This window comes from Vibrio sp. LQ2 (assembly GCF_023920125.1).
Classification (GTDB): domain Bacteria; phylum Pseudomonadota; class Gammaproteobacteria; order Enterobacterales; family Vibrionaceae; genus Vibrio; species Vibrio fluvialis.
The window spans coordinates 1,160,903-1,173,604 of the sequence record NZ_CP085308.1 but is presented as its reverse complement, the minus strand read 5'-3'; the positions used below and the strand labels follow the sequence as shown (position 1 = coordinate 1,173,604).

The following is a 12,702-nucleotide window of genomic DNA, read 5'->3' as shown; positions in this document are numbered from 1 at the left end:
TAATACTGTTCATGAAAGATCAGAAGTCGAAGAAAAACGATTTTAAAAAGCCTCTTGCCATCTCGGTTGGGTTACATGTGGCATTGGTCGCTGCTCTGTTGTGGGGCACTGATTTCACGATGTCTAAGCCGGAAACGAGCGGACACATGGTTGAAGCCGTAGTCATTGACCCGAATTTGGTCAAACAGCAGGCTCAGCAGATCCGTAGTCAGCGTGAAGCTGCTGCCAAGCAAGAGCAAGAAAGGTTAGACAAACTGCGCCGCGAAAGTGAGCAGCTTGAAAAGAACCGTAAAGCAGAAGAAGAGCGCATTCGTCAGCTGAAAGAGCAGCAGGCTAAAGAAGCAAAAGCCGCTCGGGAAGCTGAGAAGGTTCGTCAGCAGAAAGAGCAGGAACAGAAAGTTGCTGCAGAAAAAGCGCGTCAGGAACAGGAACGTGCGGCTAAAGCTGAGGCGGAGCGCAAACTGAAAGAAGAGGCGGCGAAAAAGGCGGAAGCCGAACGTGTCGCCAAAGAGGCCGCTGCTGCGAAAGCTGAGCAAGAGCGAGTAGCACGTGAGAAAGCCGCTCAGGAAGCGCAAGAGAAAGCGCGTAAAGAGCGTGAAGCGGCCGCCAAAGCGGAACAGGAACGCATCGCGAAAGAGAAGGCCGCCAAAGCGGCAGCAGAGAAGGCTCGACTGGAAAAAGAACGAGCAGAACGTGCTGAGCGTGAACGTAAAGAGCAGGAAGCCGCACTGAACAATATCTTTGCTGGCCTTGAGACTGAGTCACAAAATAACTCAGTGGCTCGTTCGCAGCACGTTACCAGCGAAGCACAACGCTGGGGTGCCATCTACACTCAGTTGATTCAGCAAAACTTATTGTTGGAAGATAGCTTTAAGGGAAAGCAGTGTAGGGTGAATCTGCGCCTTATCCCTACCGGAACAGGCGCGATTGTGGGCGATCTCCGAATTCTCGATGGTGACAGCAGATTGTGCGCAGCAACGAAACGTGCGGTCGCTCAGGTGGGGACTTTTCCACTGCCGAAAAAAGACGAATCCGACGTGATTGAAAAGCTTAAGAACATCAATTTAACCGTAGTACCAGAGTAAAAAGGAAAAGCTTGTGTTAAAGCGATTAATGTTAGGATGCCTGCTTGTAGTTACAAGTAGCATGCAATTTGCCAACGCGGCGCTGGAACTGGTGATTACCGATGGTATCAACTCTGCACGCCCGATTGCGATTGTTCCTTTCAAATGGGAAGGAAAGACCAAGCTGCCGCAAGACGTTTCTGGCGTCATTGCATCAGACTTGCAGCGCAGTGGTAAATTCAGCCCAATTCCAACCAGCAAAATGCCTCAGACTCCCTACAGCGAAGCGGATGTAAAATTCGACGCGTGGACTGGTATTGGTGTCGATGCACTGCTGACAGGCAGCATCACACAGAATGCCGAAGGCAACTACGTGATCAACTACCAGTTAGTGGATGTAGTACGTGGTCAACTGACACAAGGCCAGAGCCGCGCACTAAGTTCGGACGGACAGCTCGTGATGTCAAAAGATCATGTTCTGTTTAACAAAGTCGCGACTGTGCCAGCCAAACGCATGCGTGAGTATGCGCACCGCATTGCGGATTTGGTTTATGAAGAACTGACGGGAGAGCGCGGTGCTTTCCTGACCCGTATCGCTTACGTGGTGGTCAACGACAAAGATGCTTATCCATATCAGCTGCGAGTGGCCGATTACGATGGCTACAACGAACGTTTGGTATTGCGCTCTAAACAGCCTTTGATGTCTCCTGCCTGGTCGCCGGATGGCAAGAAGCTGGCCTACGTGAGCTTCCAGAACGGTCAGGCTGAAATCTACATCATGAACATTTATACCGGTGAGCGTGAAAAGGTGACGTCATACCCACGTCATAATGGCGCACCAAGATTCTCACCGGATGGCAAAACACTAGCGCTGGTACTCTCAAAAACGGGTAGTCTGCAGGTGTATACGCTGGATCTGACCAGTCGGAAGCTGACGCAAATTACGAGTGGTCGATCAAATAACACAGAACCTTTCTGGAATCCTGATGGTAAATCCCTGATATTTACATCGGATCGGGGTGGTAAACCACAGATATATCAAGTAAATTTGACAGACGGTGCGACCAAACGTCTGACCTGGCAAGGTAGCCAAAACTTAGGTGGTCAAATTACACCGGACGGACGATTCCTGGTTATGGTGAATCGCAGCAACTCTGGCTTTAACTTGGCAAAACAAGATTTGGAAACGGGTTCTGTGCAAATTCTGACGAAGACTTTGCTCGACGAGTCTCCAAGCATTGCACCTAATGGTGGTATGGTCATTTACAGTTCCATCTATAACAAGACAAACGTGTTGTCGATGGTGTCGATAGATGGACGATTTAAAGCTAGATTACCGGCAACTAATGGGCGCGTTAGAGCACCTGCTTGGTCTCCGTTTTTATAGCAACTAACTATTACATAGTAAGGAAAATAAGATGCAACTTAACAAAGTTCTTAAAGGGCTACTGATTGCGCTACCAGTACTAGCAGTGACTGCATGTAGTTCAAGCGATGAAGCAGCAAACGCTTCTGGTTCTGAAACTAACCAAACTACGTCAGGTACAGCAGGCAACGTTGACACAACAGTTGTTTCGCCAATGGACGAGAATGCACAACTTTCTGAGCAAGAGTTGAAAGAGCAAGCGCTTCGTGAAACTCAAACCATTTACTTCGCATTCGATAACGCAACGATCGCAAGCGACTACGAAGAAATGCTGGCAGCTCACGCAGCTTACCTGACTAAGAACCCAAGCCTGAAAGTGACTATCGAAGGTCACGCAGACGAGCGTGGTACTCCAGAGTACAACATCGCTTTGGGCGAGCGTCGTGCACAAGCTGTTGCTAAATACCTAGAGGCTCTGGGTGTTCAAGCTGACCAAATCTCTATCGTAAGCTACGGTGAAGAGAAGCCTCTACTTCTTGGTCAAACTGAAGAAGTATACGCTAAGAACCGCCGTGCAGTTCTAGTGTACTAATCGAGGATGAACCTCATGTTCAGTAACCTAAAGCGCGTTGTCACGCTTACGTTACTGGCAAGTGCAGCGAGCGCTTCGTTCGCTGCACCAGCTCCAGTATCTGACCTCAGCAACAGCAGCAATCAAACTTCCGCTACACGTTCGGGATCTTCAGAAAGTGAAGTCGCTCGTTTGGAACGATTGTTGGAAAACCGTAATCGCATGCAGTTGCAAATGCAGAAGCAGCTGGATGATATGTCCCTGGAAATTAATGATTTACGTGGGCAAATAGAAAAAAATAACTACGACATGCAGCAAATGCTGCAACGCCAGCGCGAACTGTTTGTGGAGCTGGATAATGTTCGTAGTGAAATGAAATCACGCCCAGCCGACGCTGTGGCGAGCAATGCTGCTCAGAGTGAAGATATTCCGGCTGGCACGTTCAGCAGTGATGCCGACGAGCAAGCCGCCTATGAAAATGCTGTCGATCTGATCCTTAAAAAGCGAGATTACGCCGGAGCGATCGCTGCGTTTCAACAATTTCAGAAAGATTACCCAAATTCCAACTTTGCGCCAAACTCGCACTATTGGTTAGGTCAGCTCTATTTTGCGAAGAAGCAAGATCAAGACGCCGTGAAAAGTTTTGCTGCGGTGTTGACGTATAAAGACTCCAATAAACGCGCTGATGCCATGGTCAAATTGGGTGATATCGCTAAGCGCAACAACAATGCTGCGCAAGCCAAAAAATATTATCAGCAAGTTGTGGATGAGTATCCGGACAGTGCTTCTGCCAAAGTGGCAAGAGAAAATCTCAAATAATCAAAAGGTCGCGTTAGCGGCCTTTTTGCTTATAACGTCTCATGGTTTAAGCATTGCTGCGCGCTGTTTTTCTCGCCCAATCACTTTTGCCTATCGAACAATTTACGGTGTACAATGCCCGGATTAAAGGAAGTTGCGTAGAGCAAGAGCAATGAGTCATATACTGGATAAGATCGAGACGGTTTACCCGTTCCCTCCAAAACCTATTCCGTTAACAGAACAAGAAAAACAAACCTACATCGCGAGCATCAAACAACTGCTTAAAGACAAAGACGCAGTGCTGATCGCTCACTACTACACCGATCCTGAAATTCAGGCATTGGCAGAAGAGACTGGCGGCTTTGTCGGCGATTCGCTGGAAATGGCCAAATTTGGTAATCGCCACCCAGCCAGTACATTGATTATTGCCGGTGTACGTTTTATGGGTGAGTCAGCGAAAATCCTGACCCCAGAGAAGCGCATTTTAATGCCAACGCTCGATGCAGAGTGTTCTCTGGATTTGGGCTGCCCTGCAGACAAATTTACTGAGTTCTGCGATGCCCATCCGGATCATACGGTGGTGGTCTACGCGAATACGTCCGCAGCGGTAAAAGCACGCGCAGACTGGGTTGTAACGTCCAGTATCGCGCTGGAAATCGTTGAACATCTGGATGCAGAAGATAAGAAAATTATCTGGGGTCCAGATCGCCATCTAGGTTCATACATTGCCAATAAAACTGGTGCAGACATGCTACTTTGGCAGGGCGAATGTGTGGTACACGATGAGTTCTCAGCTGATGCACTGAAGAAAATGAAATCTCTGTATCCAGATGCAGCAATTCTGGTGCACCCGGAGTCACCGTCAAGCGTGGTGGAACTGGCAGATGCCGTCGGCTCGACCAGTCAATTGATCAAAGCCGCGAAGTCTTTACCACATAAAAAAATGATTGTGGCGACTGACAAAGGCATCTTCTTTAAGATGCAGCAAATGGTGCCAGAGAAAGAACTCATTGAAGCGCCAACGGCAGGTGCCGGTGCAACGTGTCGTAGCTGTGCCCACTGTCCGTGGATGGCAATGAACGGACTCAAAGCGATTGAAAAAGCATTGCGTGATGGCGGTGAAGAGCACGAAATCTTTGTGGATGAAGCACTGCGTGTCAAATCCCTGATTCCGTTGAACCGTATGCTGGATTTTGCAGAACAATTGAATATGCAGGTTAAAGGCAACGCTTAACTTGCTGATATACATTAAAAAGCCCGCCGATTGGCGGGCTTTTTCTATTCGACGGATTATTGCTGTTCGGCCAGCGTTACACCGCGCTGAGTCAGTCCACACAACATGACCGGAACCGCGTTATAGATTTCTTCAAATTGATCTAAACCTTCCATTCCTTGCTCAGACAGTGTCGCCAGAGAAGTTTCAGGATCGTACAGCATAGCCAGCGACAGTAACACGCCGCCAAGCAGAGCATTATCCTGGCTCTCTTCGGGCATTAAGACTTCCCAATCGTCCCGGGCCAATTGCCAGCCTTGTAGAGTTCCTTCACAGAAATCACGTGCGTTCTGGTTGATGATCTCTTCTTCGTCCAGCTCACAACCTTCCGGCCATGCCCAACTGCCGTTTAATAACGCAGGACGGTAAACGTTCCACATATCGATGATGTGTTGAAAGTAGCTTTCCATCACCTCAGCGTCAGTAAACGGTGCAACTTCATCACCGCCCCACAAAAAGGGTAGCCACTCTTCAGGCGGAAGAATGTTAGGTGCCGAAGCCATCGCTGTCACAAAACCACGGGTTTTTGCTTCGTTCAGCAGACGATCTTCTAGTTCAGGTAAGGTTAGAATGTCGTGTAACGTCAAAATAGAGTTCCATACTTATCTGGAAAAATAGGCGCCCATCTTACCCTCAAACGGTGTCTAAAGGCGAATTTGTTACGTTATTTCTTCGACTTTTACAGGAGAGCAGAACGCTGTATGGGTCACGAAACCCGTGAATAAAACATTTTCCTCAATAACTTATTCACTATACTTGTACAAACGGAAAAATTTCAAAGGCTTATGGAAATACGTTCCTCGTTAAAGCGCAAAAGTATGCTTGCTCTGGGCGTCTACTTATTCTTCTTCCTCGCGACGATAGGAACGGTAACCTATTGGGTGGTAGAAGCGCCTTTCAGACAAGAGGTGCAACAAAACCTCGATTTACGTGCCACGCTCATGGCAACGCAAGTGCGCGAACCTTTGAACAGCTCAATTGGCGTCTTGCAGAGTATTGTCAGCATCGGCCAGAGTGGCCAAGGACAGGAAGAACAAGGCCGCATGCTGCGTTCCCTGTTCTCCATTCTGGATGGTGTCGTGATCAGCGGCGGTCTTTGGCCGAAACCCAACAGTATTGTTCCCAGTGTAAAGTACTCGAGTCTGTTTTTTAACCGGGCAACGGATGGCAAAGTTGACCAATTGATCTCCTGGAATAACCCTGCCGCTGGTGGGTATGACAGCGAGAGTTGGTATCTGTCTGCTGTCGATGAAGCCAAAGGCAGCGTCACTTGGTCGCCGGTGTATGTGGACTCCTACACTCAGGTTCAGATGGTGACTGCGTCCGCGCCATATTACGTTAATGGTCAGTTTGCGGGGGTCGCGACGGTCGACTTATCATTGCAGGGTTTCGTCGACTTCATTGCCAATCACGCCGAGCAATATGGTCTAGGTGTTAAACTCCACGACGCCTATGGTTCGATCATCAGTGAACATAACTTCCACTTAAGACGTGGTGCGTACGTCAGCCGTTATCCGTTTGGTGATTTCCACTGGCAGCTCGAGGTAGTGAATGCGCGACGCTTAGTCAACGATCAAGTATATGAGCTGATCACTGGCGTGGAACGCGGATTGATTCCACTTTTGCTACTGTGTGTAATGCTTGGTTATTACTTGCTGAACCGCTACCTCATCAAGCCCATTGTCGTTATCGCGCAAAAAGTGGATGAGTCGATGGAAGGCGGCATCATTGATGTGCCATATCACAGCCAGGATGAAATCCGTTATCTGATTGATACGTTTAATCAAAAAACGATTTATCTCGAAGCAGAAAAGGTCAAAGCTCAGGCATCAACTAAAGCAAAAAGTGCATTTCTGGCGACGCTGTCCCATGAAATTCGTACACCGATGAATGGAGTTTTGGGCACCGCTCAAATCCTGCTCAAAAGCGATCTCAAACCACGTCAGCGTCAGCAGATGAAGAGCCTGTATGAATCGGGCGAGCACATGATGACACTGCTGAATGAAATTCTCGACTTCTCCAAAATAGAGCAGGGGCACCTAGAACTTGATCGCAGTAGCTTCCCGCTTGAATCCATCATTGGCAGCGTCACCAGCGTCTATTCAACCTTGTGCAATGAAAAAGGGTTGCAGTTCAAAGTGTATTCTCAGGTTGAAGAAAACCGTTGGTATTACTCCGATAAAGCGCGCCTGCGCCAGATACTATTCAACTTGCTCAACAACGCGGTCAAGTTCACTTATCGTGGCTTGGTTGAGGTGATCCTCGAAGAGGAGACGATTGGAGAGCAGCTCTATCTGATCATTCAGGTACGCGATACCGGGATAGGTATTCCCAAAGACGCGCAAAGCAAGATTTTCAAGCCGTTTGAGCAAGCAGAATCGTCAACTACGCGCCGTTTTGGTGGCACAGGGTTGGGATTGGCGATTGTTAAGCAAATTACCGAGCTGATGCGCGGTACCGTCAGCGTCGTGAGTGAGGTTGGCATCGGAACCAGTTTTCGTGTCAGTGTCGCGATAGATGCGACGGATGCGCAAACAACGACAGCAAAACCGCTGCGCCATGTCAGTTATACCGGGCTGCGGGTTCTGATTGTTGAAGACAACAGAACTAACACCATCATTCTTGAAACCTTCATGAAAAACAAAGGGTTTGAATGTACTTGTGTAGAAAACGGCGCGTTGGCGATTAAAGCGGTGAAAGAGGGCAGCTATGATTTAGTTTTGATGGACAACCATATGCCCGTCAAAGATGGTGTGGAGGCAATCCGTGGCATTCGTCAATTGCCAGAAACCAAATCCAAAGTACTGATTTTTGGCTGCACCGCAGATGTTTTCAAAGAGACTCGTGAGCAGATGCTCAACGCAGGAGCCGATTTCATCATTGCAAAACCGATCGACGAAAATGAGTTGGATGACGCACTCTACCGCCATTCAACTGCGCTTTATCAGTATCAAACTCATTATCGCAAGCCCGTATTCTCGGGAACGATTGAAGAGATTCTGGTGAGGCTTTACATTGCCCTGGACAACAAAGCGGTTGCGGATGCGTTGGAAATCACCGAATCACTACAACAATCTCTACCACTTCCTGCAGATCATCAGATTGTCCACGTTTTGGAAAGCACCCTCGAATGTTTACGACGCGGCAGGATACCGCCTCAGGAAGAGATAGACCTACTCACCGTCCTGCTTACGGAATTCTGTAATTAATTTACATTTATCGTTGTTGTTTAAACGATCTTGTTGTTAATTGGTTGTAAATTCAGCGATAGCTGCTACTTTTCTCTTACTTTTTGGTAGTTTATTTACCAGTCAAATTAAAAAACGGAACCTAAAACTAATATTTGTATGATTTAATAGCGTCATAATCTGGATGTGATTCTATATCTAGTTATCTGTTTTATTTAATTGCTATTTATATAGTCAAATATTTTATGTAGAGGGTGTAAATGAAACCACGTGGTCCGTTTTGTATCAGACACGCAGCTGCGGATACATTTGCCATGGTTGTGTTCTGTTTTGTCGCTGGGATGATCATCGAGATTTTTATTTCAGGTATGACTTTTGAGCAGTCGCTGGCTTCGCGTACGCTCTCTATTCCGGTTAACATCGCGATTGCTTGGCCATATGGTGTTTTTCGTGACTTTGTACTGCGTCAGGGAAGAAAGTTCTCTGCGGGCAGCATGATGAAAAATATCTCTGATCTAGTGGCTTATGTTCTATTCCAGTCACCAGTCTATGCCGCTATCCTCTACACCGTTGGTGCTTCAAGCGAACAGATCGTGACCGCTGTGGCCAGTAACGCATTGGTTTCCTGTGGCATGGGTGTGTTGTACGGTTACTTTTTGGATATGTGCCGCCGCTGGTTTAAAGTTCCGGGTTACTACCAAAGTATTTGAGCGCGTTGATTTTGTGCTAATTAGCCAATTAGTAAGCAAACAAACGGCATAGCACTCTTTTTTTCGGTTTTGCACTTGACCATCTTAAGCAGAATCATTAAATTAGCGCCTCGTTAGCCGATGAGGTTAACACCCCGGTGAGTTGTCCGAGTGGCTGAAGGAGCACGCCTGGAAAGTGTGTATACGGCAACGTATCGAGAGTTCGAATCTCTTGCTCACCGCCAAATTCTGCAAGCCCTTGTAGCATAAGGAATACTTATGTTACAGGGGCTTAGTTGTTTCTGGCGTGGCTACCTAGTGGTACAAAGGGTAGGTACAAGTGGGTATCATGGCATCACCTCACAAACATCCTAGAACTGGGGTCTACTACTTCAGAATGGACGTCCCGAAAGAGTTACGGGACACCATAGGTAAGACCGAGTTCAAAAACATCACTACGCACCAAGAACCTCAAAGACGCCAAGCGTCTGTTTCCCGCTCATCTTGAAGAAGCTCAAAAGCAGATTGAGTTAGCTAAGCTGAAGCTGTTGGGCTCGTCTGATATCAAGCTGAATGCTATCGACTGTGCGATTGTCGCTGAGCGATGGTATGAGCACGTTAAGGCCGATTTAGACGCTACAGGGGCCTATAGGGACGTCCTCAAGCTCACCCGTGACACTGACGGTAGTATTCACGAATTTGGTCTCTCTGATACCCTTCCACTAAGTGGTTATGAGATTGAGACCGCTACTAATAGCCAGCTTCAAGAGCTAGCGGAACACTTGAAAGAGTTCATGCTGGAACAGCTCGACCGTGAAGGGTTGGTTGTCTCTATACTTAGTGATTCATTCTGGCGGTTGGCGGTTGGCGGTTGGCTGTTGCCTTCTACCACTACGTGCATCGCCTAGAAGCTTTATGCCGAGCACGTCACAAGCGGGACTTTGGTTATGACCCAATTTCTACGTCTATCGCGGGGAGTCCTTTGTCTGTGTCCTCTCCAGCGGTGAAACAAGTCTCTTTGTAGTGGCATAGTGAATTTGGTCACTTAGTTAGAGGTGATATCATCACCTCATAAGTTAACAGGTGGCACTATGACAAAAAGTATAAGACGACTATTTAGCGCAGAATTTAAGTTAGAAGCAGCGCAGTTAGTCCTAGACCAAAATTACTCAGTGACTGAAGCAGCCCAAGTCATTAATGTGGGCAAGTCCACGATGGATAAGTGGGTTCGCCGGCTCAGAGAAGAGAGCCAAGAAAAAACACCTAAAGCGTCACCGATGACCCCTGAACAAATAGAAATTCTGGAATTAAAAAAGAAGTTGGCTCGCCTTGAAGAGCATAATGAAGTATTAAAAAGCCACGGCTCTGTTGATGTCGGACTCACTGAACAATTCTTGATAATCAAGAAACTCAAGCAGAGCTACAGCGTAAAAACATTATGCGAAGTCTTCAATGTTCATCGAAGTAGTTATTCACTATTGGCTTAAGCGCCTAACGGTCATTAATGCTGAAACAGTAAAATTGCGCAGCTTGGTCAGTGAGACTCACGCTGCAAGCAATGGCTCTGCGGGAGCGAGAACCATTGCAGATATAGTCACAAATCAGGGTGTAAAGCTGAGCCGATACCGAGCAACAAAGCTTATGAGAACGCTTGGTTTAGTGAGTTGCCAAGTACCAATACATTGTTACCGAAAAGCTTCACAAGAACATATTGAAGTTCCAAATCACTTAGGTCGTCAGCTTGCGGTTACCACCCCAAATGAGGTCTGGGCTGGTGATGTGACGTATATTTGGACAGGTAATCGATGGATGTATTTAGCCGTTGTTATCGATCTTTTTGCCCGAAAAGTGATTGGTTGGTCGATATCTCTATCGCCTGATTCTAAGCTAACAGGCAAAGCTCTTTCGATGGCTTATGAGTCTCGTGGCAAGCCTAAAGGTGTTCTGTTCCATAGCGATCAAGGCAGTCATTATACTAGCCGTAAATATCGTCAATTGCTGTGGCGTTTTCAAATAAAGCAGAGTTTATCTCGCCGAGGAAATTGTTGGGATAATGCGCCGATGGAGCGTTTCTTTAGAAGTCTGAAAGCGGAATGGGTGCCAACTGTGGGCTATCGTAGCTTCGCTGAAGCTCAACAAGAGATTACCCGTTACATTATCGGATACTACTGCCAACTTAGACCACATCAGTATAACGGTGGTCATAACTCCCAATGAATCAGAACGATTATATTGGGAAAACTCTAAAACCGTGGCCAATTTTAGTTCCGGTTAGCGATGGCACCTTTGCCAACCCCTTCGTAAGCCACGACTTTCAACGTTTGTTTGTCGCTCAGCGACTTGTAGACTTCGTCTGCAATGTAATTGGCCAGCAGTTCTACAGTTGTATCAGTATCAATAATCTCTGTTTCACACTGAGCTATCGCAAGTTCGAATGCACCTTGTTGAGCGAGATATCTAAATCCGTAATGACTTTGGTCAGTTACAGATTTCGCATGTTCGCTTAAGTTCAGAGTATTTAGGTTTACTTTATCTTCCAGAGAAGCGAGGTAGATACAATTCCATCGTTTGGCAAATTGTACTTCACGTATTGTGTCTCGTTGACCATCAACAATCAACTCTATGGCTGAACGGTGTCCGTGGGCGATACGTTGACAATTACCATCATGCTTTTTTAATCCGTGTGAGTAATGATAAAATGCACCCTCGATCTTTTCTGGACGCAATGTGATTTCAATTCCATCTATATTGCCTGGTAAGTTTTCTTTCAACAGGTTGTATACATGTTTGGTTAGAGTCTCAGTAGTAATTTCATGTGCGTCCACAAAGCAGTATGCTTCATCAGGGCATTTCAAGTGGATGCTCTTATCTGCGCGTATTAGGTCTACACACTTGTATCTAGCTTCCATTTCTTTAGAGTGAATCATTGGGTTATGCAGTGGCACTAGCAAGCGATGATCAACAAACTGGTCAATGAGGTGTTTAATTTGCGATTTAACCTTACCAAAATCGAGCACCATATTCATTTCGTTGAGTTGGCCAGAAAGAGAAACATCCAAAATCCAACTCTCACCCACCATACCTTGTTTCACACTTAGATATGAAGCATCAATGACAGTAAGCGCTTTGACAAATAGATTCAAAATAAACCCTTTAATGATAGCCGTTGTAGTGAAGTTTTATTATACCCGAATCGCATCAATATGTAGTGGGGTATAGACAAAAACTCTTATCATACGGCTAGTTCGTTCTTCTCTGAGTACTAAACAAACTGAGTACTAAACAAAATCTAGTTAGTGTTTTGGTTTTTATGATGTTTATTATTTTGTTTGAGTGTTAGTTAGTTTTCGTCAGGAATCAAAAGGCTGGCACGTTTTATCAATAAAGTGGTAGTCTAAGTCTAAAGAGAAGATAAGACCTTAAGGTTTTTATACACCTGTTGGAAGGCATTGTGAGCGAGATGACTTACAATCGTAACGGTCAGTGATGGAGAGTCGATAATGGATGCCTACAAATTAAGTCTGATAGGATCTCGCTTATTCAACTATGAAGTGAGACCTTTTTTGATCGGTGTGTCCAGTGGTCAGATTACATCAGAGATTGACTCTGAGGAATGGCATGATCTAAAAAAGAAAGCCCAGAATAACCACGTCTCGGATGTCGAGTTGCGGAAAATGGTTGAGCTGTGTGGGTACGAAAAGTTGGGGCTTTTGTATGAGTTAATGGACGAGTTAGGAAAATAACTAAGAAAAA

At 46.4% G+C, this 12,702-nt stretch carries 11 protein-coding genes, 1 tRNA gene and 1 pseudogene; 11 read left to right on the top strand and 2 right to left on the bottom strand.

Annotated features, from left to right (window positions below):
• Positions 1–11: 11 nt before the first annotated feature.
• The 5 genes from tolA to nadA all read left to right on the top strand — a co-directional run bounded on the left by tolA (position 12) and on the right by nadA (position 5,033).
• Positions 12–1,085: a cell envelope integrity protein TolA gene (gene tolA / locus LGV68_RS05520; RefSeq protein ID WP_020327745.1), complete on the top strand. Its 1,074-nt coding sequence runs from the start codon at positions 12–14 to the stop codon at positions 1,083–1,085.
• Positions 1,086–1,098: 13 nt separating this feature from the next.
• The gene (tolB, locus tag LGV68_RS05515; protein WP_024374572.1) at positions 1,099–2,451 is read left to right on the top strand and encodes a Tol-Pal system beta propeller repeat protein TolB; all 1,353 of its coding nucleotides are present in this window, start codon (positions 1,099–1,101) and stop codon (positions 2,449–2,451) included.
• Between the two features lie 31 nt (positions 2,452–2,482).
• A complete protein-coding gene (pal, locus tag LGV68_RS05510) occupies positions 2,483–3,022 on the top strand; it encodes a peptidoglycan-associated lipoprotein Pal (RefSeq protein ID WP_020327743.1) in 540 nt (179 codons plus the stop codon).
• Between the two features lie 15 nt (positions 3,023–3,037).
• On the top strand, positions 3,038–3,820 hold the full coding sequence (gene ybgF, locus LGV68_RS05505) for a tol-pal system protein YbgF (RefSeq protein ID WP_024374571.1): 783 nt from the start codon (positions 3,038–3,040) through the stop codon (positions 3,818–3,820).
• A gap of 151 nt (positions 3,821–3,971) precedes the next feature.
• Positions 3,972–5,033 carry a quinolinate synthase NadA gene (nadA, locus tag LGV68_RS05500; protein ID WP_020327741.1) on the top strand — a complete coding sequence of 354 codons (1,062 nt, stop codon included), beginning with the start codon at positions 3,972–3,974 and terminating at the stop codon, positions 5,031–5,033.
• A 56-nt stretch (positions 5,034–5,089) separates the two neighbouring features.
• Here nadA and LGV68_RS05495 read toward each other — a convergent pair whose 3' ends face one another.
• Entirely contained in the window at positions 5,090–5,659 is a 570-nt protein-coding gene (locus tag LGV68_RS05495) for a YecA family protein (protein WP_020327740.1), read from the bottom strand.
• A gap of 198 nt (positions 5,660–5,857) precedes the next feature.
• Here LGV68_RS05495 and LGV68_RS05490 point away from each other — a divergent pair, with 198 nt between their 5' ends.
• The 5 genes and pseudogenes from LGV68_RS05490 (at position 5,858) to LGV68_RS05475 (ending at position 11,224) form a co-directional block, all read left to right on the top strand.
• Positions 5,858–8,281 carry a hybrid sensor histidine kinase/response regulator gene (locus LGV68_RS05490; RefSeq protein WP_024374826.1) on the top strand — a complete coding sequence of 808 codons (2,424 nt, stop codon included), beginning with the start codon at positions 5,858–5,860 and terminating at the stop codon, positions 8,279–8,281.
• A gap of 239 nt (positions 8,282–8,520) precedes the next feature.
• Entirely contained in the window at positions 8,521–8,970 is a 450-nt protein-coding gene (locus LGV68_RS05485; protein WP_038127004.1) for an L-alanine exporter AlaE, read from the top strand.
• Between the two features lie 136 nt (positions 8,971–9,106).
• Positions 9,107–9,194, top strand: a tRNA-Ser gene (locus LGV68_RS05480).
• 104 nt (positions 9,195–9,298) lie between these two features.
• A complete protein-coding gene (locus LGV68_RS21475) occupies positions 9,299–9,457 on the top strand; it encodes a DUF6538 domain-containing protein (RefSeq protein WP_354668686.1) in 159 nt (52 codons plus the stop codon).
• Positions 9,458–10,040: 583 nt separating this feature from the next.
• A pseudogene (locus tag LGV68_RS05475) lies at positions 10,041–11,224 on the top strand (IS3 family transposase).
• Here the strand turns inward: LGV68_RS05475 and LGV68_RS05470 are convergent.
• Entirely contained in the window at positions 11,211–12,092 is an 882-nt protein-coding gene (locus LGV68_RS05470; RefSeq protein ID WP_252536370.1) for a 6-carboxytetrahydropterin synthase, read from the bottom strand. The pseudogene LGV68_RS05475 and the gene LGV68_RS05470 overlap by 14 nt on opposite strands.
• A gap of 357 nt (positions 12,093–12,449) precedes the next feature.
• On the opposite strand from LGV68_RS05470, the gene LGV68_RS05465 reads away from it, so the two are divergent.
• Positions 12,450–12,692 (top strand): hypothetical protein, encoded by a 243-nt coding sequence (locus tag LGV68_RS05465; RefSeq protein ID WP_252536369.1) that lies wholly within the window; start codon positions 12,450–12,452, stop codon positions 12,690–12,692.
• Positions 12,693–12,702: the final 10 nt, after the last annotated feature.

Excerpts from the sequence above, each read along its gene's own strand:
- tolA (WP_020327745.1), top strand. The coding sequence starts at position 12 with ATGAAAGATCAGAAGTCGAAGAAAAACGATTTTAAAAAGCCTCTTGCC.
- pal (WP_020327743.1), top strand. The coding sequence starts at position 2,483 with ATGCAACTTAACAAAGTTCTTAAAGGGCTACTGATTGCGCTACCAGTA.
- ybgF (WP_024374571.1), top strand. The coding sequence starts at position 3,038 with ATGTTCAGTAACCTAAAGCGCGTTGTCACGCTTACGTTACTGGCAAGT.
- nadA (WP_020327741.1), top strand. The coding sequence starts at position 3,972 with ATGAGTCATATACTGGATAAGATCGAGACGGTTTACCCGTTCCCTCCA.
- LGV68_RS05490 (WP_024374826.1), top strand. The coding sequence starts at position 5,858 with ATGGAAATACGTTCCTCGTTAAAGCGCAAAAGTATGCTTGCTCTGGGC.
- LGV68_RS05485 (WP_038127004.1), top strand. The coding sequence starts at position 8,521 with ATGAAACCACGTGGTCCGTTTTGTATCAGACACGCAGCTGCGGATACA.
- LGV68_RS21475 (WP_354668686.1), top strand. The coding sequence starts at position 9,299 with ATGGCATCACCTCACAAACATCCTAGAACTGGGGTCTACTACTTCAGA.
- LGV68_RS05465 (WP_252536369.1), top strand. The coding sequence starts at position 12,450 with ATGGATGCCTACAAATTAAGTCTGATAGGATCTCGCTTATTCAACTAT.